General features: G+C 31.2%; 24 protein-coding genes. 10 read left to right on the top strand and 14 right to left on the bottom strand.

Annotated features, from left to right (window positions below):
• The first annotated feature begins 25 nt into the window (after positions 1–25).
• From ACI5KZ_RS12680 to ACI5KZ_RS12660, 5 genes are all read left to right on the top strand, one after another.
• Complete coding sequence (locus tag ACI5KZ_RS12680) at positions 26–1,027, top strand: glycosyltransferase family 2 protein (protein WP_109310106.1); 1,002 nt, start codon at positions 26–28, stop codon at positions 1,025–1,027.
• 114 nt (positions 1,028–1,141) lie between these two features.
• The gene (locus tag ACI5KZ_RS12675) at positions 1,142–2,002 is read left to right on the top strand and encodes a CdaR family protein (protein WP_406847825.1); all 861 of its coding nucleotides are present in this window, start codon (positions 1,142–1,144) and stop codon (positions 2,000–2,002) included.
• Positions 1,999–2,586 (top strand): dephospho-CoA kinase, encoded by a 588-nt coding sequence (coaE, locus tag ACI5KZ_RS12670; RefSeq protein WP_406847824.1) that lies wholly within the window; start codon positions 1,999–2,001, stop codon positions 2,584–2,586. The genes ACI5KZ_RS12675 and coaE overlap by 4 nt, the downstream gene beginning before the upstream one ends.
• Before the next feature lie 77 nt (positions 2,587–2,663).
• Complete coding sequence (locus ACI5KZ_RS12665; protein WP_406847823.1) at positions 2,664–4,241, top strand: sensor histidine kinase; 1,578 nt, start codon at positions 2,664–2,666, stop codon at positions 4,239–4,241.
• 4 nt (positions 4,242–4,245) lie between these two features.
• Complete coding sequence (locus tag ACI5KZ_RS12660; RefSeq protein WP_406847822.1) at positions 4,246–4,956, top strand: response regulator transcription factor; 711 nt, start codon at positions 4,246–4,248, stop codon at positions 4,954–4,956.
• A gap of 52 nt (positions 4,957–5,008) precedes the next feature.
• Here the strand turns inward: ACI5KZ_RS12660 and ACI5KZ_RS12655 are convergent, their stop codons facing one another.
• The 9 genes from ACI5KZ_RS12655 to ACI5KZ_RS12615 form a co-directional block, all read right to left on the bottom strand.
• Positions 5,009–5,521, bottom strand: a complete 513-nt coding sequence (locus ACI5KZ_RS12655; RefSeq protein WP_406847821.1) for a DUF4440 domain-containing protein — start codon at positions 5,519–5,521, stop codon at positions 5,009–5,011.
• Positions 5,518–6,420 (bottom strand): tRNA (adenosine(37)-N6)-dimethylallyltransferase MiaA, encoded by a 903-nt coding sequence (gene miaA, locus ACI5KZ_RS12650; RefSeq protein ID WP_406847820.1) that lies wholly within the window; start codon positions 6,418–6,420, stop codon positions 5,518–5,520. The genes ACI5KZ_RS12655 and miaA overlap by 4 nt, the downstream gene beginning before the upstream one ends.
• Positions 6,413–7,297 carry an ion transporter gene (locus tag ACI5KZ_RS12645; RefSeq protein ID WP_406847819.1) on the bottom strand — a complete coding sequence of 295 codons (885 nt, stop codon included), beginning with the start codon at positions 7,295–7,297 and terminating at the stop codon, positions 6,413–6,415. The genes miaA and ACI5KZ_RS12645 overlap by 8 nt, the downstream gene beginning before the upstream one ends.
• 24 nt (positions 7,298–7,321) lie before the next feature.
• Entirely contained in the window at positions 7,322–9,268 is a 1,947-nt protein-coding gene (locus ACI5KZ_RS12640; protein WP_406847818.1) for a DUF3857 domain-containing protein, read from the bottom strand.
• The gene (locus tag ACI5KZ_RS12635) at positions 9,265–10,635 is read right to left on the bottom strand and encodes an exonuclease domain-containing protein (protein ID WP_109310098.1); all 1,371 of its coding nucleotides are present in this window, start codon (positions 10,633–10,635) and stop codon (positions 9,265–9,267) included. The genes ACI5KZ_RS12640 and ACI5KZ_RS12635 overlap by 4 nt, the downstream gene beginning before the upstream one ends.
• 98 nt (positions 10,636–10,733) lie before the next feature.
• Entirely contained in the window at positions 10,734–11,393 is a 660-nt protein-coding gene (locus ACI5KZ_RS12630) for a YggS family pyridoxal phosphate-dependent enzyme (RefSeq protein ID WP_406847817.1), read from the bottom strand.
• 81 nt (positions 11,394–11,474) lie between these two features.
• Complete coding sequence (locus ACI5KZ_RS12625) at positions 11,475–12,713, bottom strand: DUF1015 domain-containing protein (RefSeq protein ID WP_406847816.1); 1,239 nt, start codon at positions 12,711–12,713, stop codon at positions 11,475–11,477.
• A gap of 15 nt (positions 12,714–12,728) precedes the next feature.
• A complete protein-coding gene (locus ACI5KZ_RS12620) occupies positions 12,729–13,619 on the bottom strand; it encodes a 3-hydroxyacyl-CoA dehydrogenase family protein (protein WP_406847815.1) in 891 nt (296 codons plus the stop codon).
• A 72-nt stretch (positions 13,620–13,691) separates the two neighbouring features.
• Positions 13,692–14,651 (bottom strand): Gfo/Idh/MocA family protein, encoded by a 960-nt coding sequence (locus tag ACI5KZ_RS12615; RefSeq protein ID WP_406847814.1) that lies wholly within the window; start codon positions 14,649–14,651, stop codon positions 13,692–13,694.
• Positions 14,652–14,805: 154 nt separating this feature from the next.
• On the opposite strand from ACI5KZ_RS12615, the gene ACI5KZ_RS12610 reads away from it, so the two are divergent.
• Entirely contained in the window at positions 14,806–15,447 is a 642-nt protein-coding gene (locus ACI5KZ_RS12610) for a protein-L-isoaspartate(D-aspartate) O-methyltransferase (protein ID WP_109310148.1), read from the top strand.
• Here the strand turns inward: ACI5KZ_RS12610 and ACI5KZ_RS12605 are convergent.
• Both ACI5KZ_RS12605 and smpB read right to left on the bottom strand, forming a co-directional pair.
• Positions 15,444–15,971, bottom strand: a complete 528-nt coding sequence (locus ACI5KZ_RS12605) for a hypothetical protein (RefSeq protein ID WP_109310093.1) — start codon at positions 15,969–15,971, stop codon at positions 15,444–15,446. The two genes, ACI5KZ_RS12610 and ACI5KZ_RS12605, sit on opposite strands and share 4 nt — an antisense overlap.
• Positions 15,972–16,002: 31 nt before the next feature.
• Positions 16,003–16,461 carry an SsrA-binding protein SmpB gene (smpB, locus tag ACI5KZ_RS12600; RefSeq protein WP_406847851.1) on the bottom strand — a complete coding sequence of 153 codons (459 nt, stop codon included), beginning with the start codon at positions 16,459–16,461 and terminating at the stop codon, positions 16,003–16,005.
• A 93-nt stretch (positions 16,462–16,554) separates the two neighbouring features.
• On the opposite strand from smpB, the gene ACI5KZ_RS12595 reads away from it, so the two are divergent.
• Positions 16,555–17,301 carry a DUF6503 family protein gene (locus tag ACI5KZ_RS12595; protein WP_406847813.1) on the top strand — a complete coding sequence of 249 codons (747 nt, stop codon included), beginning with the start codon at positions 16,555–16,557 and terminating at the stop codon, positions 17,299–17,301.
• Positions 17,302–17,319: 18 nt separating this feature from the next.
• Here the strand turns inward: ACI5KZ_RS12595 and deoD are convergent, their stop codons facing one another.
• Together deoD and deoC are read right to left on the bottom strand one after the other, a co-directional pair.
• Positions 17,320–18,018, bottom strand: a complete 699-nt coding sequence (gene deoD / locus ACI5KZ_RS12590; RefSeq protein WP_109310091.1) for a purine-nucleoside phosphorylase — start codon at positions 18,016–18,018, stop codon at positions 17,320–17,322.
• A gap of 21 nt (positions 18,019–18,039) precedes the next feature.
• The gene (gene deoC, locus ACI5KZ_RS12585; protein WP_406847812.1) at positions 18,040–18,711 is read right to left on the bottom strand and encodes a deoxyribose-phosphate aldolase; all 672 of its coding nucleotides are present in this window, start codon (positions 18,709–18,711) and stop codon (positions 18,040–18,042) included.
• A 208-nt stretch (positions 18,712–18,919) separates the two neighbouring features.
• Between deoC and ACI5KZ_RS12580 the strand changes: the two genes are divergently transcribed.
• On the top strand, positions 18,920–20,236 hold the full coding sequence (locus ACI5KZ_RS12580) for a T9SS type A sorting domain-containing protein (protein WP_109310089.1): 1,317 nt from the start codon (positions 18,920–18,922) through the stop codon (positions 20,234–20,236).
• Positions 20,237–20,406: 170 nt separating this feature from the next.
• On the top strand, positions 20,407–21,897 hold the full coding sequence (gene mqo, locus ACI5KZ_RS12575; RefSeq protein ID WP_406847811.1) for a malate dehydrogenase (quinone): 1,491 nt from the start codon (positions 20,407–20,409) through the stop codon (positions 21,895–21,897).
• A 112-nt stretch (positions 21,898–22,009) separates the two neighbouring features.
• On the opposite strand, the gene clpB is transcribed toward mqo, so the two are convergent.
• Positions 22,010–24,619: an ATP-dependent chaperone ClpB gene (gene clpB, locus ACI5KZ_RS12570; protein ID WP_406847810.1), complete on the bottom strand. Its 2,610-nt coding sequence runs from the start codon at positions 24,617–24,619 to the stop codon at positions 22,010–22,012.
• Positions 24,620–24,934: 315 nt separating this feature from the next.
• Between clpB and ytxJ the strand changes: the two genes are divergently transcribed.
• On the top strand, positions 24,935–25,324 hold the full coding sequence (gene ytxJ, locus ACI5KZ_RS12565) for a bacillithiol system redox-active protein YtxJ (RefSeq protein ID WP_406847809.1): 390 nt from the start codon (positions 24,935–24,937) through the stop codon (positions 25,322–25,324).
• The last annotated feature ends 53 nt before the right edge of the window (positions 25,325–25,377 follow it).

The raw sequence follows: 25,377 nt of genomic DNA, 5'->3' as shown, positions 1-25,377 counted from the left end.
TTATGGGATTAATTACATTTGTTAGATGAATCTTCAAATCTCATTTATTATTCCTGTATTTAATCGTCCTGATGAGATTGACGAGTTATTAAACAGTTTTTCTAAGTTAAATACAACTACAAATTTTGAGATTGTAATAATTGAAGACGGTTCAAACCTAACAGCAGAAGAAGTTGTAAATAAGTATCAAAATCAATTAGATATTTTATACCTGTTTAAAGACAATTCTGGACCTGGAGACTCTAGGAATTATGGAATGAAACATGCTAAAGGCAATTATTTTATCATATTAGATTCAGATTGTATACTCCCATCTGAATATTTAAATGAAGTTGCAAAAAGTTTGCATGAAGATTTTGTGCATTGTTTTGGAGGACCAGATGCAGCACATGAATCTTTTTCATATTTGCAAAAAGCTATTAATTATTCAATGACTTCCTTTTTAACTACAGGAGGGATTAGAGGAAATAAAAAAAGCATGAATAGGTTTCAGCCAAGGAGTTTTAATATGGGACTTTCAAAAGAAGCCTTTTTAAAAACAAAAGGATTTGGAAAGATTCATCCTGGCGAAGACCCAGACCTAACCATTAGGTTATGGAAATTAGGCTATAAAACAAAACTTATTTCAAAAGCATTTGTATTTCATAAACGAAGAATATCTTGGTCTAAATTTTATAGGCAAGTAAACAAGTTTGGCTTGGTAAGACCTATATTAAACCTGTGGCATCCAGAAACAAAAAAAATAACCTATTGGTTTCCTACTATTTTTGTGTTGGGGTTTTTTGCAGCTATTATTCTACTAGTTTCCTTTCAATTTAAATGGTTATTTGACCTGTATTTGCTATATTATTTAATAGTCTTTATTCATGCTATAATCAAAACTAAAAACATCTATATTGCTATTTTGTCTCTATGTGCCATTAACATACAATTTATGGGTTATGGTTTGGGTTTTTTAAAATCGACTGTAGCGATTCAGGTATTTAACAAGAAACCGAAAGAATATTTTCCAGAATTATTTTTTTAAAAAGATATGCTAAGTAACATTAAATCTAAAATAATAGCATCGATACAAAACAAGAAAATAAATGTTTTTTTGTTGTTTCTTATGTTGTCTTTTATTGTGCTTATGGTTTTGAAATTGTCAACAACATATACCAATACCATAACTTTTAAAATAAATAAAACGGATGTTCCCGAACGTTATTTAGTATTAAATGATAGTACAAGTTTATTAAAAATCACTTTGAAAACTAACGGGTTTAATTTGCTAAAATATTATTTTAAAAAACCTAAAATAGACATTAATTTTAGTGAAAATATCGAGATGTCAAAAGAATATTATATTTGGAATAAGCATCAAGGTTTTTCAGATTTAAATCATCAATTTAATAAAGATATTGAGATTATAAGCATTACTCCAGATACTTTAAAATTTAGATTTGATGTAAATGCAATTAAAAAAGTTCCTGTAAAATTAAATAGTAAATTATCATTTACTACAGGATTCGATTTATTAGATTCTATTAAAATAAGTCCAGATTCTGTTAAAATAATTGGTCCCGAAATACTGGTGTCGGAAATAGCATTTATAGAAACTGATACCTTAAGTCTAAAAGATATAAAGGCTAATGTAGACAAGACTGTTTCATTAAACCTTCCTAATAACAAAAATAACAATTTAATTTTCTCTGATAGTAAAGTTGGTATTCATGCAGAAGTAGATAAATTTACAGAAGGACATCTTAAAATACCTATTACAGTAATTAATATTCCAGATAGTTTACAAATAAAATATTTTCCTAAAAAACTTTATGTAACTTACTATACAAGTTTATCTAATTATAATAAAATTACAGCAAACGATTTTATGGTGACTTGCGATTTTAATCAAATTGAAAAAGAATCGGAATTTTTAATACCACAAATAGTAACACAGCCTAATGAGGTTAAGCATGTGAAATTATCTCAAGAACAAATCGAATTTATTATTATAGAATGATTGTAGTTGGATTAACAGGTGGAATTGGAAGTGGTAAAACCACAGTAGCAAAGCTATTTGCAGCTTTAGGTGTTCCTGTATATATTGCTGATGACGAGGCTAAAAAACTAATGAACAGATCCAAAATCATTAAACGAAAATTAATTGAGCTTTTTGGAGAGCAAGCATATACTAATAACGTTTTAAATAGACCCTTTTTAGCGGATAAAATATTTAATAATGCTTCCAATTTAGAAAAAATGAATGCCATTGTGCATCCTAAAGTCGCTTCTCATTTTAAAAGATGGGTAAATAAACAAGAAGCACCATACGTAATAAAAGAATCCGCAATTTTATTTGAAAATGAGGCTTATAAAAATTACGATTACATTATTACCGTTACTGCTCCAAAAGAATTACGGATTGAAAGGCTATTAAAAAGACACGAGACTAGTATAGAAAAAATTGAAGCTATTATGAAAAATCAGTGGAATGATGCTAAAAAGATGGAAAAGTCTCATTTTGTGATAATCAATAAAGATATTGAAGAAACCAAGCGTCAGGTACAACTAACTCATAATAAAATCGTTAACTTCACACAATAAATCCTAAATTTTAACATTTTTGTTAATGTAAGGTTAAATGATAAGTACCCTAAATGTTAAAATGTTAATTTTGAACGATGAGCAAAAAGTTATTCATCATACTGATACTATTAATGAGTTTATCTTTAATCGGTATCATTTTCGTTCAGGCCTATTATATCAATAATTCTTTAAAAAACGAAGAAGAGCAATTTACGTTCAATGTAAAGAAAGCATTAAGCTATACTTCTAAAGCCATTGAAGACAGAGAATTTAAAGATTATGTTATAAAGCTTCAGCCGTTGATTGATCAAGGTGTGACACCAGATTCAACAGCTTTTAGGGAGTTTTATCTAAAAGAAGATAATAGAGATTCCAACGAAAAACTCATATATAGAAATAGTATTTTAGAAGAGAATTATAAATTGTCTTCATCGATCTTTGACATAGGTTTAGATAGTATTAATATTAGAAAAGTATTAAGCGATAGAGAGACCAAAGTTTTGAAAGGCAACTCCATAGAGTCTAACCCTAATTTGAATTTAGATGCTATGATGTTTGAATTTGGTAAATTATCTAAAGGTGTAGAAATTTTTTATGATACAGCTTATGAAGATTTATCTTATCGAGTGCCAATTCACAAACGTATTTCTCAAGAAGAAGTAAACAGTCTGCTTAAAAGTAAGTTAGCTGAAGATAATATCGATATAGATTATCAGTTTGCTATTTATAGTAATGATTTGGCAACGAAAGTTCAAAGTGAAGATTTTGAACTTGAAAATGAATCAACGTTTAGTATTCCAATCTTTCAAAACAAAAATGATTTAAGCAACTATAGGCTTTTAGTAAATTTTCCTAAAAGAAATGTTTTTGTACAATCGTCAATTATTAAAATGACATTGCTTTCAATTATTTTTACGTCAATTATCATTATCGCATATTCAAGTGCTTTAATGCAACTTGTTAGACAACGAAAGATTTCTGAAATTAAAACAGACTTTATTAATAACATGACTCACGAGTTTAAAACACCTATTGCTACTATAAATTTAGCTTTAGATGCCATTAAAAATCCACAAGTTATAGATGATAAAGAAAGAGTGTTACGCTATTTAAAAATGATTAAAGACGAGAACAAGCGTATGCATGCTCAAGTTGAAAATGTATTAAGAATATCTAAACTAGAAAGAAACGAATTAAACATAAGTAAGGAACGAGTTATATTACACGACTTAATTGAAGATGCAATAACCCATGTACAATTAATCGTTGAAGATAGAGATGGTAAAATTAATAGTAATTTGTTAGCAGATACATCTTCTGTTTTAGCAAATGAAACACATTTTACAAATGTTATAGTAAATGTTCTAGATAATGCTATAAAATATACGCCAGAATCTAGAGCTCCAATAATTAATATTTCTACCGAAAATGTCGGGACAAATATTTTATTAAAAATTACAGATCAAGGTAGCGGCATGAGTAAAGCTGCACAAAAACGTGTTTTTGAAAAATTTTATAGAGAACATACAGGAGATAGACATGATGTAAAAGGTCATGGATTAGGTTTAGCTTATGTTAAACGAATTGTAGAAGACCATCAAGGTCATATATCAGTAGAGAGTGAAAAGGACAAAGGAAGTACTTTTATAATTAAACTTCCATTAATATCATAATGCTATGAGTGAACAACAAAAGAAAATATTATTAGTTGAAGATGATCCAAATTTTGGAACCATTCTTAAAGATTATTTAATGATGAACGATTATCAAGTTACCCATGCTAAAAATGGTATGGAAGGCTTTGAAAAATTTAAGAAAGACGATTTCGATTTGTGTATACTTGATGTCATGATGCCATATAAAGATGGTTTTACTTTGGCTAAAGAAATTAGAGATAAAAATACCGATGTTCCAATTGTTTTCCTTACAGCTAAAGCCATGAAAGAAGATGTGCTTAAAGGTTATAAGGTAGGAGCAGACGATTACTTAAACAAACCATTTGATAGCGAAGTGCTATTGATGAAGATTAAAGCAATCATGCAACGCAAAGCAACCGAAACAGTTGCAGATAGTAAACAATTTGAATTTAAAATAGGTGGATTTCATTTAAATTCTAAACTACGATTCTTAACGTATAACGAAGGAGAACAAGTGAAATTATCTCCAAAAGAAAACGAATTATTACGTTTGTTAGCTTTACATGAAAATGATTTAATGCCAAGAGAGTTAGCATTAACTAAAATTTGGAGAGACGACAATTACTTTACTTCCAGAAGTATGGATGTATATATTGCCAAGTTAAGAAAGTATCTAAAATTAGACGAAAATGTTGAGATTTTAAACATTCATGGCGAAGGGTTTAGGCTTGTAGTCAATCAGAATGCTTAAATAAACATATTATTGAAATAAAAAAACCAGCAAATTTTGCTGGTTTTTTTATTTAGTACTTTGTGTAATCATCGATAGCAAAGGCTTGGTTAAAACGCGAAGCATCTATAGTCTTATTTTCACTAGAATCATAATCTACCATTATTTTCCATTGACCACTTTCGTTTCTTAAAATTACATGAAATTGGCCATAATAACTTTGTTCTTGATCAGTTTCTGGATTAATAGTTAATTTATAAATGCCACGTTCTGAGGCTGTATTTTCATTATTTAAACGTTCAAAAAAACGAAATGTAATAGTTTGTTCTCTTTCTTTAAATTTCCATCGTTCTTTATAATTATTTATATAAGATATTTTATTTTGTATTTGGTTGTTATCTGCATTAATTCTAACTAAATCAATACTATGTATACTTGCAAACAAACTATAATCAAATGTTTCAAAAGCTTTTGTAAATGGCAACCAAATTTGATTGTCTATCTCTTTTAAATTTGTTTCATTTTGAGAAAAACTATGAAATGTGGCTAAAAAACAAACCAGTAATAATATGTTAATAGTTTTCATTTTTTTTGACTTATATAATCAGTAATACTCATAAAATCATCCTCATAGTCAAACCACTTAATGGCTTCATTTTTCCGAAACCAGGTAAGTTGTCTTTTGGCAAAACGTCTAGAATTTTTTTTAATTTCAGAAATGGCGAAATCCAGAGTCCATTCTCCTTCAAGATACTTAAATAATTCTTTATATCCAACGGTGTTTAAAGCGTTTAAATGCTGTTTGTTTTGTAGTTTTATTACTTCATCTAACAGGCCTTCTTTCATCATGACATCAACTCGTTGATTGATTCTGTTATATATTATATCTCTATTGGCAGCAAGTCCGATAGTTATAGTTTTAAAAGGACGTTTCTCTTTATTTTTATTTAAAAATGAAGCATAAGGTTTGCCTGTGCCCATACAAACTTCTAAAGCTCTAATTACACGTTGCGGATTATCTAAAGCAATTGTGTTATATGTTTCAACATCTAAAATTTTCAATTTTTTTTGAAGTTTCTCTAGTCCTTCAGCTTCTAATTGGTTGTTTAAATTCTCTCTGATACTTGAATCTATATCAGGAAAATTATCCAATCCTTTGCTAACAGCATCAACATATAAACCAGAACCACCAACCATAATCACTGTATCATGAGTTTTAAACAAAATGTTTAAAAGTGTTGTCGCATCTTTTTCAAAAGCACCAACACTATACTTATCTTCTATAGATTTATGATGGATAAAATGGTGTTTAGCTGTAGCTAATTCTGTTGGAGTAGGAGCTGCAGTACCAATGGACATTTCTTTATAAAACTGTCTAGAATCGGCAGAGATAATTTCTGTATTATAATGGTTTGCCAGTTTAATACTTAGTGAGGTTTTTCCAATGGCAGTTGGGCCCATAATGCTTATAAGCGTTTTAGTCATGATGAAGGTGATAACCACATTTAAAACAAAATTTAGCCTGGTCTTTATGTTTGCTGGCTAAGCAATTTGCACAAGTTTGTGAGTTGGTATCTATTTCAGAAGGATGTGGAGGTAATGGGTGAGCACTATGCGAATCATCATCAGATTTATCTTTCCCTTGTTTTGAATATTCAGCAGAAACAATTCCTGTTGGAACAGCAATAATACCATAACCCATAATCATAATTAAGGAAGCAATTATCTGACCTAAAGGTGTTTGGGGTGTAATATCTCCAAAACCAACAGTAGTAAGGGTTACAATACACCAATACACACTTTTAGGAATATTATCGAATCCATGTTCTTTGCCTTCAATTAAGTACATAACAGTTCCTAATATGATAGTGATGATAAGAACGGCTAGCATGAAAACAGAGATTTTTGCTCTACTTGCTTTTAATGCTGTAACCAAATGATTTGATGCAGATAAAAAGCGCACAAGTTTTAAAATTCTAAAGACACGTAACAACCTTATAGCTCGAAAAGCTACAAGCGCATGTGTACCAACAAATATTAAGGATAGATATTTTGGAATTGTTGAAAGTAAATCTATAATTCCATAAAAGCTAGTAACATATTTTATAGGTTGTTTAACCGAAATAATACGTAAGATATATTCTATACTAAACAAAATGGTTATAACCCATTCTGAAATGTCAAAGAACATATGATACTCATTATCCAAAGACTCAATGCTCTCAAGCATGACTAATAAGATACTTGCTAAAATAGCAATAAGAAGGATTATATCGAATAGTTTTCCAGCAGGTGTATCTGCTTCATAAATTATTTCATGAACTTTTGCTCTCCAATTACTATGTGGTTTTTTAATAGACATGTATCAAATGTAAGAAAGTATTTATTATTTATGCTTTAATACGATTAGAGAGTTTTTTTGAGTATCTATAATAGTTCCCATAAACACTTTTAAACTTTCATAATATTCAGGATTATAGATTGTTTCTTTAAAGGTAAATTTAAAATATAATACAATGTCATTGTCTATTACTTTTGTGCTAAATATATACAATCCTTTATTGTTGGGTAAGCTAATATTTAGGTCTTCAGGAATTTCAAGTATGTCGTAATTATCATTTAAATCGATTTTTAAAGTATATAAATAAGCATCTTTATAACCAAAATCTATAGGATAGGTTCTTTCTTGTAACTTTAATGGATTTTCAGACATTAATTTAAACAAAAACGGGTTAATGTATAGATTATCATTAATATTTTCTGCTTGATATTCAATATTGAACTCTTCTTGAAACTCATAACTGGTTCGACCTGGACTAGTTACCTTATGTTCGGTAAAGTTTATTGAATTGTATTTTTCTTGATAATGTTTTAGGTATTCAGACTTATTACTGTAATAAGATTTTTTTAAAGGATAAGCATGATATCCTGTTGAAGTAACATCTGCTTTTCCTACTAATAAGTCGTTTTCTTCTAATTTTAAATCGACTTTGTATTGCATTGTTGAAAGGGTTTTTGGATTGATTTCAACCCAAGTACTTCCATTTTTAAAATCTAAAAGTCTACCATCTCTATTGAGGCATCTAAAAGGTAATTCGCCAAAGGACACATAGGTATCTGTAGCATCTAAAAGGTATATTTGATTGTTAATGGTTGCTTGTACTATTAAATAGTTGAACTCTGAAATAACAGGAAATATTTTTGTTACAAAACCATTTGCTCTTGTAGATAATAAAACAGGCTTAACGTCTATGCCATTTTCTTCAAGAAGGTTGTGTAAAAGAATGTTTATTTCGGAAACATTACCAGATTTGTTTTTCATTAAATCTCTAACAGAAATATCACCAAAAATATTGTAGGTTCCATCCCAAGTATATGTATCTTGAACATAAGAGAAAATGTTTTCGGCTCTTTTTAAGGCATCTACTTCAGATGTGAAAGTATCATTAGATATGTTGACTTTTAATTGTTTTCCAAATCTACTATCAGTTTTTAATTCTTTATCAACATCGTTCCAGGTTTTACTTATTTTATCTATTCTACCGTCGAATTTTTTTATGGTATTTAATTCGTATCCAATTTTTGCTAAATAATTGTCTTTCGTTGTTGTGTAGTCTTCATCTATATAAGCAGGAATATCTTTCATTACATATTTAGAAACTGTACAATCGGCATAGCCACCACCATAAACGGTTAAACACTGGCTTTCAATAACACTTTCGTTCACATCCAGTTTTAAGAAACCAACCAATTTTATATGGTATTCATAATTGGCAGGAATACTTGTATTGTATTCACTATAAATCTTTGGAATATCATCCTGAAATGCCCAACTTTTAAAATTATAAACATAAGGTGTTTCTGTGGTGTAACTATATGTAATTACAGAGCCTTCTTTAACATTAGGAAGCGTGAATTTAGCAATAGTATAATGGTCGTTATACCTTTCTTCATAGATTTCATTACTTCTTAAGCTCGTTTTAACAACCGTTTCTCCTTTTAAATTATAGGTTGTTGCAATAACGTTTTTTATTTTTTCTTTATTTTTATTTCCATCATTATACAGATAAACTGAGACGGTTGCTTTGTCAAAACCTTTACTACTAATTATTTTTAATTTTCGTTTAAATTCAGAAACTAATTTAAAGGTTTCATCATCAATATAGCTTTTGCCATATTCGTAGATTACTAACGCATTTGCAGTAGAATCTTTTGTGTAAACTTGGGTGGTCAAATCACTTCGGCTAACTGAATAATCTGTTGAATAAAAATCAGTTTGTGCATTAACATGCAATGCTATTAATAATAGTAGGGTTAAGTAGATAAATTTCATTGACTCTCAAATATTATTGTTTTAAGATTCTTATTTTTCCTTAAGTAACTTTGGATTATATGTTGGGTATCTCTATTGTTTTCCATTGGAGTTATAACAGATTCTAGTACATCTGTATTTGTAATTTGATAATTAAGGTTTGCATATCCTAGACCAACAAAAAGACCATTCTTAATCAATATAACACTGCGCTCACTTATATCTCGACCTTTATCAATAATTGCCATATTTACATTTTTATAGCTATTTTTTTCTATAAACTTGGTTACGCGACTATTATATGTGCTGTTTGATTCTTCTTTTATACAAGCTCCTTCACATTGTTTTAAACTATAATTAAAACAACTACTTTTTGCTATGTCTAACCCAGTGAGTTTCTGACATAAATTAAAATCTTCTACAGCTTTAAATAAAAACTGCTTGGCACTACTTCTAGTGCTAAATGTGGTTATAGGTTTTTTTCTACCATCTGCTTTGTCAATTTTTAAATTGATATAACCGTCTTCATCCACAAAACTATATAAGGCATGAGTAAATGTGTTTCTTCGAAGTGCTCTATTAAAAATAGGTTTATTACGTTTTATTTCTTCGCTTTCCTTTAAAAGGGCTACGAGTTCATTACCAGTAGCTTCATATGTTACTGTTGCTGTTTGTAATTGTATTTTTTTTGATTTTGCATTGGTATTTGAAAAATGTTGGCTAAGTCTGTTTTTTATGTTTTTACTTTTTCCTATATAAATGATATCTCCATTTTTGTTGTGTATATAGTAAACACCAGTGATGTTTGGAAGATCGTTTAAAATCTGCTTTAAACTTGGTTCCATTTTAAAAGTAGGTTCAACTATAATAGCGTCTTGAACTATAACTTTTTTGACGTCTTTAGCAAGAAGCATTTTAAAGAGCTTAACTGTAGCTACGGCATCTCCATTGGCTCTATGTCTATCGCTAACAGGAATGCCTAAAGCCCTGGCTAGTTTACCTAAGCTGTATGATGCTTGGTCTGGAATGAGCGTTTTTGAAAGCGAAACGGTACATAAGGTTTTGCGTTTATATGGAAATCCTAAGCGTTTAAATTCGGTTCGTAAAATTCTGTAATCAAATTCAGAATTATGAGCCACAATCACACAGTCTTCTGTAATTTCAATAATACGCTTGGCTACTTCATAGAATTTAGGTGCATTTTTAAGCATCTTACTATTAATTCCTGTAAGATTTACAACAAAAGGTTGAATTTCTCTCTCAGGATTTACCAAACTAATAAATTGATCGACGACTTTATGGCCATCGAATTTATAGATGGCTATTTCTGTAATACCTTCTTCGTTATACTTTCCACCTGTGGTTTCTATGTCTAATATGGCGTAAATGGTGTTTTGCTTTTTTATTGTTTTTGCGAGATTCTAAAAAGCCTCGGTAATCTCAAAGAATAAGATTATCAAGTCGTATTACTCCTCGTAATAATTTGTTAATTATAATTTCGTTCCCCAAAGATACTACTTCCTACACGAATCATGGTGCTCCCACAAGCAATTGCTAAGGTATAATCGCCACTCATTCCCATAGAAATAACTTCTAGCCTTGGGTTCAGGGCTTTAAGTTGATTGAAAACAGATTTTAACTGTGTAAACTCTTCTTTTATTTGTTCTTGATTGTCTGTAAAAGTTGCCATTCCCATAACGCCAATCACGTTGATATTTTTTAATTCTGAAAATTCATTGGATTGTAATATATCTGAAGCTTCGTGAGCACCCATGCCAAATTTAGAATCTTCTGATGCTATTTTTATTTGAAGTAAACAATCTATTGATCTGTTGTGTTTCTTAGCTTGTTTGTTAATTTCTTTAAGCGTTCTAAAGTTTTCAACACCATGAATTAAATTTACAAAAGAAGCCATATACTTAACCTTGTTTCTCTGGACATGACCAATCATATGCCATTGAATATCTTTTGGCATTAATTCCTGTTTCTCGGCCATTTCCTGAATTTTATTTTCTCCAAAAATGCGTTGCCCAGATTGGTAAGCTTCCATGATATCGCTAACAGGCTTGGTTTTAGAAACAGCAACCAAAGTGACATGTTTTGGCAATGAGGATTTTATGTTGTTGAGGTTTTGTTGTATGGACATGAATTATTGTTTGTTGCTAAGATGTTTGTTGCTTAGTTGGTGCCACTAAACCACAAACAGCTTCACGAATATATATTTTAATTAGAATTCATAAATAGTCACACCACTCCGGAGTTTGGGTTCTATGTAGGTGCTTTTTGGAGGCATGATAAGGCCATCGTCTGCAATTTGTTTCATTTCTTCTACAATAACGGGAATCATAACAAATCCAACTTTAGATTCGCCACTGTCCACACTGCTTTTAATATTGACCAAATCTTTTTTTCCATTGATATAAGAAATTCGTTGATCGTTTCTTAAATCTTCTATACCCAAAATGGGATTTAAAATGGTTTTATAAAGAATTTGAGAGTCTAAACTGTCTAACGAAGATTCCATATTATAAATGGTTCTGCGTAAATATAGCGAATAAAAATCGCCATCTAAATACATGCTAAAATGATGCTTTTTTGATGGCTGATAAGGTATTTTACCTCTATTTTCAATTCGATAAACAGCATCTAATTGAATTAAAAACTCTTCTTTGCTTAATCCGTTTAAATCTTTAACCAATCTGTTAAATGCGTGAATTTGTAAATCTGATTCCGGAATTAAATAACTCATGAAGAAATTGTATTCCTCATCTCCTTGATGATCTGGATTGGCATCTTTTAAGTCCTTATAGAGTAAATAGGAAGAAGCAGAACGATGATGACCATCTGCTATATAAATAGTTGGGATGTTTTCAAATTCTCTTTGAATGGTTTCAAGTGTAACTGGATCATCAACCTTCCATAAATAGTGTGTGTCTCTATAAGTTGTAGTAAACTCAAACTCGGCTCTTTCTTTTTGCGTGTTTGTTATTATCGATTCAATAACTGGATTATCAGGATAGGTTAGAAGTACAGGTTCTGCATTAAAACCAACAGTTTTTAGGTAATCTTTAAAAACTATTTCGCGATAGGCAATGGTGTCTTCGTGTTTTTTAATAATATCGGTTTCATAATCTTTTGCACTTGCAGCAGCTACAATACCATTAAACTCCTGTTGTTCTCTATCAACTATTCTATAAATGTAGTAACATGGATTCTCATCTTGTGTAAAAATACCATCTTCCTTAAACTCTAAATATCTATTTTTTACTAAATTATATCTTGCTTCTCCCGAAATGTCTTTATCGAATCGATACCCTGGGTTCACTATTTGTAAAAATGAAAACGGATTATCACGTAATCGAGATTCAAGCTGTTCCTTTGTATAACTTTGATATGAACGTGCAGCCACAAGACTGACTTTGTCTCGTGTAGGACGTACGGCTTTAAAAGGAATTATTTTGGTCATATTTAGTGTTGATGTTTACTTCAAAAATTGTGAAGCTACTTTCTCTGCTTTTCTGCTTTCAGAATAATCGTAAAATCCTTCCCCAGATTTAACACCTAATTTTCCGGCATTCACCATATTTACTAGTAAAGGACAAGGTGCATATTTAGGGTTTTTAAACCCATCGTACATCACGTTTAAAATAGATAGACAAATGTCTAGTCCAATAAAATCTGCTAATTGTAATGGTCCCATTGGATGAGCCATACCAAGTTTCATAACCGTATCTATTTCTTCAACGCCTGCGACTCCATTATAAAGCGTTTCAATGGCTTCATTTAGCATTGGCATTAAAATCCTATTGGCTACAAAACCAGGATAATCGTTTACTTCTGTTGGAGTTTTATCTAATGTTTTTGAAAGCTCCATAATGGTATTTGTCACTTCGTCGCTAGTATTATAACCACGAATAATTTCTACCAACTTCATAATTGGAACTGGATTCATAAAGTGCATACCAATAACCATTTTTGGTCTGGAAGTAACAGCTGCAATTTGTGTAATAGATATTGAAGACGTATTACTTGCCAAAATAGTATCTTCTGGACAAGCTTCGTCTAACTGTTTGAATATTTTAAGTTTTAAATCAATGTTTTCGGTTGCAGCTTCAACAACTAAACTAGCATATTCTACACCTTCGTTGATGCTTGTAAAGGTTGTTATGTTGTCTAACGTTTCAGCTTTATCAGCTTCTGATATTTTTTCTTTAGCAACCATTCTGTCTAAGTTTTTAGCAATGGTATCCATACCTCGTTTTAATGAGGCTTCGCTAATATCTATAAGTTGTACTTTAAATCCACTTTGAGCAAAAGTATGTGCTATACCATTTCCCATGGTTCCAGCTCCAATTACTGCTACATTTTTCATATAAAAATTGTTTTGTCATTCCGTTGCTTGTCTATTGGTAGACAAGAAGTATGGAATATTGATATTAATTATTTAAAATTGATCGATTATCATCGTTGCCACACGTAAGGCTTCTGTGCCATCATGTAGTGTGACTATAGGAGATCTATTATTGTTAATGGCGTCTGCAAAAGAATTTAATTCATCTAAAATAGCATTATTGTTTTCCACCTCAGGATTGTCGAAATAAATTTGTTTTTTAATACCTTCAGCGTTTTGTAAAATCATATCAAAATCTCCAGGGTTTATTGGGGCATCTTTCATTTTAACGACTTCACATTTCTTTTCCAAGAAATCTACTGAGATATAAGCATCTTTCTGAAAAAACCGTGATTTACGCATGTTTTTCAATGAAATTCTACTTGCTGTTAAGTTGGCAACACATCCATTCTCGAATTCTATTCTAGCATTTGCAATATCTGGTGTGTCACTAATAACTGAAACGCCACTTGCATTAACTTTTTTAACTTTAGATTTTACCACACTTAAAATAATGTCAATATCGTGAATCATTAAATCTAAAACTACAGGAACATCTGTACCACGTGGATTAAATTCTGCCAAACGGTGTGCTTCAATAAACATGGGGTTTACAATTTGGTCCTTTACAGCCAAATAAGCCGGATTGAATCTCTCTACATGTCCAACTTGTCCACGAATGTTGTGTTGTGCTAAAAGTTCTCTAATGTGTTCAGCTTCTTCAACGGTATTTGTAATGGGTTTCTCTATAAAAATATGTTTGCCTTTTGCTATGGCTTTCTTAGCACATTCGTAGTGAGAAAGCGTTGGAGTAACAATATCGACCATATCTACAGCTTCAATTAATGCATCGATAGAATTGAAGTATTTGTAGCCAAATTCAGCTTCAATTTTTTTTGCATTGGCTTCATTTGCATCATAAAAACCAACCAATTCATATTTTTCAGATTGATTTAGAAGTCTCAAATGAATTTTTCCAAGATGTCCAGCACCTAGAACTCCAGCTTTTAACATGTTTTTACGTTTTCAACAAAAATAAGATTTTTCGCTATTTATTTATGTGAATTTAATAATAAATGTCATTAATTAAAAAGTATTGATAAATGTTGAAGATTTAATTTTTAGCTTCAATTTGTTTGAATTAATTTTGCTTGAAACAAGATTTCCATTGAAAGACACTTTTAAACATAAAGGATTAAGACAGCAATTAGTAGAAACTGTTAGGAATAAAGGAATTACCGATGAGAAAGTACTGGAGGCAATTGGGAAAATTCCACGACATTTGTTTATGGATTCTGGGTTTTTAGATCATGCCTATCAAGACAAAGCCTTTCCTATTGCTGCAGACCAAACCATATCTCAACCATATACAGTAGCTTTCCAAACAGAGTTATTACAAGTAAAACCTGGAGATAAAATATTAGAAATTGGTACTGGAAGTGGGTACCAAACAGCTGTTTTATGTGAGCTTGATGCACTTGTGTTTAGTATAGAACGACAACGTGAACTTTTTAAAAAAACCAGCAAGTTTTTACCAAAATTAGGTTACAGAGCTAAGAAGCTTATTTTTGGCGATGGCTATATAGGTTTAAAAGAAGAAGCTCCATTTGGTGGAATTATTGTAACAGCAGGCGCACCATTTGTTCCTAAACCTTTATTGAGTCAACTAGCAATAGGTGGACGATTAGTGATTCCTGTAGGAGACGATGTTCAGGTAATGACTTTATTTATACGAAAAGGACCTAAAGAATTTGAAAAACACGAGTTTGGAGAATTTAGGTTTGTTCCATTACTAGAGGATAAAAATTAATTTTTAGGCAAATACTCAATTGGTATTGGGTTCTCTAGAGTTTCTTGAGTCCAATACACATTTACTATCCACCATCTTTCACCATCGTTTAATAACTGGATACTATTAATGCCTCTCATAAAAGGTTCAGTGTCTGTTATACTTTGAAACGATTCATAGGTACTAAAAACCTGAGTGATGTTTCCATAAGTGTTTACCTGTCGATGTATTTCTTTTTCGAAAAAACCATTTTCAATCAACCAAGACCCAGAAGTTGTTATGTAATCTGAAGGTGATAAGTATTTTAAAATATAAACACCTTCTTTGTTTTTACTGGTTGGTATAAGTTTGGCGTCAGGTTTAAATAAGTGTTTAAACAAACCCCAATCTCTTTCCTCTCCTTTTTCTCCTGAAATAACAGAATATAAAGTTTCTAAAGTACTATCTAAAGTTTCTACGTAGCTAGCGTAATTTTCTGGGCTTTCTTGAGCTTTTAATGTAAAAGTAATTGATATTATAAACAGAAATGAGATTAATTTTTTCATTTAAATGGTGTTTATTAAAGTTGTCTTAATACTAATTGAAACTTTTCTTAACTCTATCCAATCTTACTTTGTTTTCACGGTCTTTTATAGTGTCTCTTTTATCAAAAAGTTTTTTTCCTCGTGCAAGAGAAATTACAAGTTTTGCTAAACCTTTATCATTAATAAATAATCGAAGTGGAATAATAGTAAGTCCTGTATTTCTAACTTCTTTCTCAAGTTTTTTTAATTCTTTTTTATTTAATAAAAGTTTTCTTGTAGCCTTAGGTTTATGATTGTAGTAAGTTCCATAAAGATACTCTTCAATAGTCATATTTACAACGAATAATTCGCCTTGCTCATTAAATTCACAAAAACTTTCAGCAATAGAAGCTTTACTATCTCGTATGGATTTTATTTCAGTTCCAGTTAAAACAATCCCAGCAGTATATTTATCCAGTATTTCGTATTGAAACTTAGCTTTTTTGTTTTTTATATTGACAATCTTTTGCATATATGTCAAAGGTAAATAATTTAGAAGAACTTTTTAAAAGACTCTTGGAAAGTTATGTTTAATTTTACGACAAAACTTCAAAATGCTATAAGTATGAATAAGTTTGTATTTTTAATAATATGCATTGGTTTTTCAATTTTATCTTGTAAGAACCAAAAAACAACAGTTTTAAATGCTAATGAAATCATCAATAAATCTATTGATGTATCTGGAGGTGAGACATTTGACGCTTCTACTATAGCATTCAATTTTAGAGATAAACATTATATAGCTAAGCGTAACAACGGGATTTTTCAATTGGTAAGACAGTATAAGGATTCTATTTTTAATATGAAAGATGTGGTTTCTAATGATGGCTTTAAACGTTATATTGAAGATGAACTCAAAAAAGTGCCAGACTCTATGGCTGTAAAATATGCAGCTTCGGTAAATTCTGTTCATTATTTTTCTGTATTGCCTTATGGGTTGAATGATGCAGCAGTAATGAAAACAGGGTTGGGTGAAGAAACGATTAAAGATCAAAACTATTATAAAATCCAAGTCACTTTTAAACAAGAAGGAGGAGGCGAGGACTTTGAAGATGTATTTGTGTATTGGGTAAATAAAGATACCTATAAAGTGGATTACCTTGCTTATTCTTATAAAGAAACAGATGGTGTAGGTTTTCGTTTTAGAGAAGCTTATAACGAACGATATGTTAACGGATTACGTTTTGTAGATTATAACAATTACAATGTAGTAACAGATATAACATCTGTAACAGAATTAGGTATGTTATTTGAAACCAACAAATTAAAACTACTCTCTAAAATAGAGTTAAAAAATATTTCTGTAAATTAATTTGTTAAAAAATAAGGGTTAAGCTAATTCAAGAGCAATATCAATCATATCCTTAAAAGTAGTTTCTCGTTCTTTGCTTGTAGTACGTTCACCAGTAACTAAAGAATCTGAAATGGTTAGAATAGTCAATGCATTTACATTGTGTTTTGCTGCTACTGTATATAAGCCAGCTGTCTCCATTTCAACACAAAGCACTCCAAATTTGGACCATTTTTTATACGACTCGAAATCGTCTGCATAAAACTCATCCGAAGTAAATACATTGCCAGCTTTAAGCGGAATGTTTTTTGTTTTTGCTACTTCAACAGCTTTTTGAAACAGTCCAAAATCTGCAGTAGGAGCGTAATCTGCCCCACCAAATCGTAATTCGTTTACTCCAGAGTTAGACGAAGCTGCCATGGCTAAAACAATATCTCTAATTTTAACATGTTTTTGATAAGAACCTGAACTTCCAACTCGAATTAAATTTTTTACACCATATTCTGTAATTAATTCATGAGCATAAATAGAAATACTTGGAACTCCCATTCCTGTGCCCATAACAGAAACACGTTTCCCTCTATATGTCCCAGTAAATCCAAGCATACCTCTCACTTTATTAAAGCAAACTGGGTTTTCTAAAAAGGTTTCAGCAATCCATTTAGCACGAAGTGGATCGCCAGGCAATAAAATAGTTTCTGCAATTTCTCCCTGTTTCGCTTCAATATGAACACTCATAAATTTTAGTTGAATTAAAAGTTAATAACCCGAGTTTTGTAGTGTAGATTTTTTTGCAGTAACAATTGTTATCCCTGATGAGGTTCCAATTCTATCTGCTCCAGCATCGATATATTTTAAAGCTGTCTCTAAATCTTTGATACCTCCCGATGCTTTTATTTTTGCTCTATTTTTAATGGTTTTTTTAATCATCTTAACAGCTGTTAGAGTCGCTCCTCCTTTAGAAAAACCTGTTGAAGTTTTAATAAAATCGGCCTTTGCGTCTAAACAAATCTGGCAGGCTTTTAATATTTCGTTTTTAGAGAGTTCGCTAATTTCCAGAATCACTTTTAAGGGCGTTTTTCCAATAGCTAACTTAACATCACAAATATCTTTGTACACAGCCACATAGTTTTTACTTCTTAACATGCCAATATTTATTACCATATCTATTTCATCTGCTCCGTCTTCTACTGCTTTAACGGCTTCAAAAACTTTAGTTTCTGTGCTCATAGCACCTAATGGAAAGCCAATAGTTGAGCAAACTTTAACATTGCTTCTAATTAAAAGATGTTTAGCCAAAGCTACATAGAAACTATTAACACATACCGAGTAAAAATTATATTGTTTGGCTTCATCACAAAGCATTTTAATATCTGTTTTGGTAGCACTTGGTTTTAAAAGGGTATGATCTATGTATTTGTGAATTTCCATAATATAAAATAGGTTAAGTTGTAACAAAAATACGATTAACTGTTTATATTGACATCATGCAATATGAAAAATTATTAAAATTTTATGAGTTTAATTATATTTTTTAAGATGTAGATTAGCTAGTATAGTGGTTATTAATCGAGCAAATTAAAGAGTTGTGTTTTTATTAAGTTATGTTTAAGTGCTATTAACCAATTAAATATAATTTATGAAAACTTTAAACTATTATTTTTTAACTATTGCACTATGCTTTAGTGCCATGATTCAAGCTCAAGTTTCAGATTCAGATATCCCTGAAAACGGTTTTGTCTATAATGAAGACTTAATTGTACAAGGGAGTGAATGTGTTGGAGTAGATTGTCCAACAGCACCAAGCTTTGGATTTCACACATTAAGATTAATGGAAAACAATTTGCGTATTCATTTCGATGACACAAGTAATTCGGCTAGTTTTCCTGGGAACGATTGGGAAATAACCATTAATGACTCTGATAATGGAGGAGCTAATTATTTTGGTGTTTCAGATCTAACAGCCGGTAACATGCCTTTTAGAATTTCAGCAGGTGTAGGAGCAAACGCATTATATGTTGGAACTGGAGGTAATGTTGGTTTAGGTACCGATACTCCTGTTGTTGAGCTACAAGTAACAGATGGAGACTCTCCAACGTTACGTTTAGAGCAAAATGGCGCAAGTGGTTGGACAGCTCAAACCTGGGATCTTGCTGGAAACGAAACAAACTTTTTTATAAGAGATGTAACCAATGGTAGTTTGTTGCCATTTAAAATCAAACCAGGCGCTCCTAATAATTCTTTTTTTATTGCTGCTAATGGTACGATAGGTTTAGGCACCCAAGGACCAAATTTAAATGCTTCTTTAGATTTAAGTGCAACCGATAAAGGGTTAATTTTGAATAGATTAACAACTGCACAACGAACAACATTGTCAAGTGGTGCTGTTGCTGGAATGACAGTTTATGATACTGATGATAATGTTACCTATTATTGGAATGGAACCGAATGGGTAAACACTTCTCAAGACAATCAAGATTTAACTTCTGCTACTTTATCTGGTACAACTTTAACAGTTGCTATTGAAAGTGGTGCGTCTGTAGATGTAGACTTGGCACCAATCTTAGCAGATTTACAAGCAGAAAATACAGCGCAACAAGCACAAATTGACGATTTATTAGCTCGTGTAACTGCAATAGAGCAGTGTGCTTGTGGTGGTACTTTAGGAGTTATGGAATCTGTTCCAACTGAAAACAATATTCGTTTAAACCAAAATGTGCCAAATCCATTTAACACGCTAACAAATATTAAATATTACATTCCAATAAAATATCATTCTGCTAAAATTGTTGTGACTTCGTCTTTAGGACAAGTTATATATGATTTTCCTTTGAATACATTTGGAAAAGAAGGATCTTTAGATTTAAGCAAATCTAATTTGCAATCTGCTATTTATTATTACACTCTTTATGTAGATGGAAAGAAAATTGATACTAAAAGGTTAGTTACTCAATAAAAAGATATTTAAATTAAAATTAAAAGCAACGTGCCTCTTTTTAGATTTGCGTTGCTTTTTTTATTGTAATTAACTAAACCGTTATAAAAACGTGTCTATCTTAATTATATTTCCTCTTATTGAATTTTAATTAAAAACTTATTTAAATTAGTTCTTTTAAAAAAATAAAAATGAAAGCATCATTAAATAATAACATTGAACATTACGATTTAATTTGTGTTGGAGGAGGCATCATGAGTGCTACTTTAGCACTTTTAACAAAATTATTGGATCCCAATTTAAGAGTTTTAATATTAGAAAAATTAGAACATGTGGCACTTGAAAGTTCAGCTGCTTGGAATAATGCAGGTACTGGACACTCTGCATTATGTGAACTTAATTATACGCCTGAAGATGCAGATGGTACAATAAACATTTCGAAAGCCATAGACATCTGTAACCAATTTGAAATTTCTAAACAATTCTGGTCTTATTTGGTAAATAAAGATTTAATAAAAGATCCAAAATCTTTCATTCAAAATATGCCACATTGTAGTTGGGTAACGGGTGATTATAATAGCAGCTTTTTAGAAAAACGCTTTGAGGCTATAAAAAATCATTTTATGTTCAATAGCATCGAATTCACTAAAGAAATTGATAAAATGAAAGAATGGTTTCCTCTCATGATGGCAGATAGAGCTCCTGATGAGGTAATGGCAGCCAATCGAATTGAAAGAGGAACCGAAGTCAATTTTGGAGAATTGACCAACATGCTGTTTGCTATTTTAGACAAGGAATTTGATACTAAAGTACAATGTAATCAAGAAGTTCTAGATATTGATCCTGAAGACAAAGTAGAATGGTCTGTAAAGGTTAAAGACATGAAGACTCATGAAAATCGTTATTTCGATGCCAAACATGTTTTTATTGGAGCTGGAGGAGGAAGTATACTATTACTTCAAAAAGTTGAGATAGAAGAAAAACATGGTTATGGAGGGTTTCCTGTTAGTGGAGAATGGTTGGTTTGTAAAGACCAAGAGATAATAAACAAGCATTTTGCAAAAGTATATAGTAAAGCAGAATTAGGTGCACCTCCAATGTCTGAGCCTCATTTAGATTCCCGATTTATTGATGGAAAGAGAGAGTTGTTGTTTGGGCCATTTGCAGGATTTAGTCCTAAATTTTTAAAAGAAGGCAGTTATTTAGATTTAGCGAAGTCTGTAAAATATTATAATATACCATCTATGCTAACAGCATTTTGGCACAATTTGCCTTTGACAAAGTATTTATTAAATCAAGTTAAAATGTCGCATAAAGATAGAATGGAGGACTTGAGGAAGTTTATAAAAGATGCTAAAGATGAAGATTGGGAAGTTATTGTAGCAGGACAACGTGTACAGATAATAAAAAAAGATGAGTTTGAAAGTGGGAAACTTCAGTTTGGAACCGAAGTAGTAAGTAGTAAAGATGGGAGTATTACATGTTTGTTAGGTGCGTCTCCTGGTGCATCAACAGCAGCTAAAATAATGCTAGATGTTATTGAAAAAGCGTTTCCTGAGATTATTCATTCTAAAAAAGGACAAGAGATATTAAACGATATGGTTCCTACTTGGAATAAACCAGTAACCAAAGCATCTTTTGAAAAACATTTGGAATTATCTAAACAAGCTTTAAGTTTATAAAGCGAGAAGTGATATAAAACAAAAAGCAACGTGCCTCTTTGCAGATTTACGTTGCTTTTTCAATTAACTAACCAACTTAATATGAAAAACGTTTCATTTTTTATTTTAGTATTTAATATTCTTCTGCAACCATGTTAGATTGATTTCTAAAAACAAGTTTTCCGTCAAAAGCATCAAGCAGAATAATACTATCTGTTGTTACAGTTCCAGATAAAATTTCCTTACTTAATTCATTTAAAACTTCTTTTTGAATCACTCTTTTTACTGGTCTTGCCCCATATTCTGGATTGTAACCTTTGTCAGCTAGGTAAGCAATAGCTTCATGAGTTGCATCGAAAGTGATATTCTGTAATCCTAACATTTTTGTTAAACCTTTTAATTGCAAGCCTACAATATCTTTAATGTTTTCTTTTGTTAAAGGTGTAAACATTATGGTATCGTCTATCCTGTTTAAAAATTCAGGTCTCACACTTTGTTTTAATAATGCCAAGACATCTATTTTAGCCGTTTCAATAGCAGAATCGATATCTTTTGTAGCCTCAAAACGCTCTTGAATAATATGGCTTCCAATATTTGAAGTCATAATAATTATGGTGTTTTTAAAATCTGCTACACGACCTTTGTTATCTGTTAATCTACCTTCATCTAAAACCTGTAACAAAATATTAAAGGTGTCTGGATGTGCTTTTTCAATTTCATCTAATAAAACTACAGAATAAGGTTTTCTTCTTACAGCTTCTGTAAGTTGACCACCTTCGTCGTATCCAACATATCCAGGAGGTGCTCCAACCAATCTGCTCACAGCATGACGTTCTTGATATTCACTCATGTCTATTCTAGTCATGGCATTTTCATCATCAAACAAATATTCTGCTAATGCTTTTGCTAATTCGGTTTTACCAACACCAGTAGTTCCAAGAAACAGAAAAGTTCCAATAGGCTTTTGTGGGTTTTGTAAACCAGCTCTAGAACGTCTTACAGAGTCACTTACTGCAATAATGGCTTCTTCTTGGCCAACCACTCTTTTGTGTAATTCGTTTTCAAGCTTTAGTAATTTTTCACGTTCGCTTTGAATCATTTTAGTTACTGGAATTCCAGTCCACTTTGCTACAACTTCAGCAATATCATCATAAGTTACTTCTTCCTTGATTAAAGAATTTTCAGATTGGTTTTCTTGTAATTCTTTTTGAAGTTTCTCAAGTGTTTCCTGAGCTGCTTTTATTTTTCCGTAACGAATTTCTGCTACTTTACCATAGTCGCCATCGCGTTCTGCACGTTCGGCTTCAAGTTTGAAATCTTCAATATCTGCTTTTGCAGTTTGAATATTATCTACGACTTCCTTTTCGCTTTTCCATTTGGCATTAATCTCATTTCGTTCTTCTTTTAGATTTGCTAAATCGGAACGTAATGATTTTAATTTGGCTTCATCTTTTTCACGTTTAATGGCTTCAATTTCAATCTCTAATTGCATGACTTTTCTATCTAAAACGTCTAATTCTTCAGGTTTTGAGTTGATTTCCATACGTAATTTTGAAGCTGCTTCGTCCATAAGGTCTATAGCTTTGTCTGGTAAAAAACGATTGGTTATATAGCGTTCAGATAATTCTACAGCGCCAATAATCGCTTCGTCTTTAATTCTAACTTTATGGTGTGTTTCGTATTTCTCTTTTATACCTCGTAAAATAGAGATAGCACTTTCTGTATCTGGCTCATTGACCATCACTTTTTGAAAGCGTCTTTCTAAAGCTTTGTCTTTTTCAAAGTATTTTTGATACTCGTCTAAAGTGGTAGCTCCAATAGCTCTAAGTTCGCCACGTGCTAATGCTGGTTTTAAAATGTTTGCAGCATCCATGGCACCTTGACCTCCACCAGCACCGACTAAAGTGTGGATTTCGTCTATAAATAAAACAATATCTCCATCACTTTCTGTGACTTCTTTAATGACTGCCTTTAGTCGCTCTTCAAACTCACCTTTATATTTAGCACCAGCAATTAGAGCTCCCATATCAAGAGCAAAAATTTGCTTGTCTATAAGGTTTTCTGGAATGTCTCCGTCTACAATTCTATGTGCTAAACCTTCTGCAATAGCCGTTTTACCTGTTCCAGGCTCTCCAACTAAGATAGGGTTGTTCTTGGTTCGTCTGGATAAAATTTGTAGAATTCTACGTATTTCTTCATCACGACCAATAACCGGGTCTAACTTGCCGTCTTTTGCTAATTGATTTAAATTTTTTGCATATTTATTTAACGAATTATAAGTTTCTTCCTGACTTTGTGATGTCACACGATCTCCTTTTCTTAATTCTTCGATGCTTGCTAAAAGGACCTTCTCTGTAGCTCCTTGATCTTTTAGCATTTGAGCAATTTTGCTATTAGATTTAAAAATGGCTAAGATTAAGTGTTCAATAGACACATAATCATCTTTCATTTTTTTTGCAATAATAGAAGCTTCGTTAAGAGTTTTTCCTGCTTCACGAGAAAGCATAAGGTCTCCTCCTGAAACTTTTGGAAAATTTTCCAATTGTTTATCAATGGCTTGTTCTAAAACCGAAATGTTAATGTTTAGTTTTTTTAGAATAAATGGTAATACGTTTTCATCAACTTCAGAAATGGCTTTAAAAAGATGCTCGTTTTCTATTTGTTGGTGTTCTAAGCTTTGAGCTAGTTGTTGTGCTTGCTGTATAGCTTCTTGCGATTTTATGGTATAATTATTTAAATTCATTTTGTATTATTTATTTCATTTTTTTGCTTTCGCTCTGAATGATTATTTTATTTTTTATGTTTACATGGTTGTTAAGTCAATTATCTTACCAATTCTAAGGATAGGACAAAATGTCTGAAACAACCACTGATAACGTGACGTTTAGTCAGTTGTAAGCATTTACATATAGCTCCGACTTAAATGTTTAGTTTGATTAGTTCGAGTATTTTTGTAAGAGAAAAAACGTGTACTTGTAGAAAGTTTTCTCAATTCTAGACTGTAGTCAGGCTGGTATTTATTATAATAGATAAATCACTTGAAATTAAAAAATGAAATATGGGATTGTTTAATAAAATATTTAATGGTTCATCTGAACCTAAAGAAGAAAAAGTGTTGCCTTGGTTAGATTTATCAAGTGTAGCTCAGTTAGATGAGATTGAAGAAAAATCGAAATCAAAAACCCAAATAATATTCAAACATTCCACACGTTGTGGTATTAGCAGAATGGTAATGAAACAGTTTGTAGCAGCTTATAGTTTATCTGAAACGGATGCTGATTTGTATTATCTAGACTTGTTAAACTACAGAGATGTGTCTAATGAAACAGGATATAAATTTCAGGTTCTGCACGAGTCGCCCCAACTACTTATAATTAAAAATGGGGTAGTCGTAGCACACGGTTCACATGGATCTATAAATGATTTAAATTTAGAACAGTTAGTTTAATTTTAATTTTTGCAATTTTAATAAACTATTAGTCATAATTTTTATAGCATTGT

Origin of the sequence: Xanthomarina sp. GH4-25, from assembly GCF_045363175.1 — a bacterium.
GTDB lineage: Bacteria > Bacteroidota > Bacteroidia > Flavobacteriales > Flavobacteriaceae > Xanthomarina.
This window is presented reverse-complemented; position numbering and strand designations above follow the sequence as displayed.

What these genes read in the sequence shown, in the direction of transcription:
- ACI5KZ_RS12680 (WP_109310106.1), top strand. Translation starts at nt 26, where the DNA reads ATGAATCTTCAAATCTCATTTATTATTCCTGTATTTAATCGTCCTGAT.
- deoC (WP_406847812.1), bottom strand. Translation starts at nt 18,711, where the DNA reads ATGGAAATTCACAAATACATAGATCATACCCTTTTAAAACCAAGTGCT.
- ACI5KZ_RS12615 (WP_406847814.1), bottom strand. Translation starts at nt 14,651, where the DNA reads ATGTTAAAAGCTGGAGTTCTAGGTGCTGGACATCTTGGAAAAATTCAT.
- coaE (WP_406847824.1), top strand. Translation starts at nt 1,999, where the DNA reads ATGATTGTAGTTGGATTAACAGGTGGAATTGGAAGTGGTAAAACCACA.
- ACI5KZ_RS12660 (WP_406847822.1), top strand. Translation starts at nt 4,246, where the DNA reads ATGAGTGAACAACAAAAGAAAATATTATTAGTTGAAGATGATCCAAAT.
- mqo (WP_406847811.1), top strand. Translation starts at nt 20,407, where the DNA reads ATGAAAGCATCATTAAATAATAACATTGAACATTACGATTTAATTTGT.
- ACI5KZ_RS12625 (WP_406847816.1), bottom strand. Translation starts at nt 12,713, where the DNA reads ATGACCAAAATAATTCCTTTTAAAGCCGTACGTCCTACACGAGACAAA.
- deoD (WP_109310091.1), bottom strand. Translation starts at nt 18,018, where the DNA reads ATGAGTGTTCATATTGAAGCGAAACAGGGAGAAATTGCAGAAACTATT.
- ACI5KZ_RS12620 (WP_406847815.1), bottom strand. Translation starts at nt 13,619, where the DNA reads ATGAAAAATGTAGCAGTAATTGGAGCTGGAACCATGGGAAATGGTATA.
- ACI5KZ_RS12595 (WP_406847813.1), top strand. Translation starts at nt 16,555, where the DNA reads ATGAATAAGTTTGTATTTTTAATAATATGCATTGGTTTTTCAATTTTA.
- ACI5KZ_RS12665 (WP_406847823.1), top strand. Translation starts at nt 2,664, where the DNA reads ATGAGCAAAAAGTTATTCATCATACTGATACTATTAATGAGTTTATCT.
- ACI5KZ_RS12605 (WP_109310093.1), bottom strand. Translation starts at nt 15,971, where the DNA reads ATGAAAAAATTAATCTCATTTCTGTTTATAATATCAATTACTTTTACA.
- clpB (WP_406847810.1), bottom strand. Translation starts at nt 24,619, where the DNA reads ATGAATTTAAATAATTATACCATAAAATCGCAAGAAGCTATACAGCAA.
- ACI5KZ_RS12630 (WP_406847817.1), bottom strand. Translation starts at nt 11,393, where the DNA reads ATGTCCATACAACAAAACCTCAACAACATAAAATCCTCATTGCCAAAA.
- smpB (WP_406847851.1), bottom strand. Translation starts at nt 16,461, where the DNA reads ATGCAAAAGATTGTCAATATAAAAAACAAAAAAGCTAAGTTTCAATAC.
- miaA (WP_406847820.1), bottom strand. Translation starts at nt 6,420, where the DNA reads ATGACTAAAACGCTTATAAGCATTATGGGCCCAACTGCCATTGGAAAA.
- ACI5KZ_RS12655 (WP_406847821.1), bottom strand. Translation starts at nt 5,521, where the DNA reads ATGAAAACTATTAACATATTATTACTGGTTTGTTTTTTAGCCACATTT.
- ytxJ (WP_406847809.1), top strand. Translation starts at nt 24,935, where the DNA reads ATGGGATTGTTTAATAAAATATTTAATGGTTCATCTGAACCTAAAGAA.
- ACI5KZ_RS12580 (WP_109310089.1), top strand. Translation starts at nt 18,920, where the DNA reads ATGAAAACTTTAAACTATTATTTTTTAACTATTGCACTATGCTTTAGT.
- ACI5KZ_RS12640 (WP_406847818.1), bottom strand. Translation starts at nt 9,268, where the DNA reads ATGAAATTTATCTACTTAACCCTACTATTATTAATAGCATTGCATGTT.
- ACI5KZ_RS12645 (WP_406847819.1), bottom strand. Translation starts at nt 7,297, where the DNA reads ATGTCTATTAAAAAACCACATAGTAATTGGAGAGCAAAAGTTCATGAA.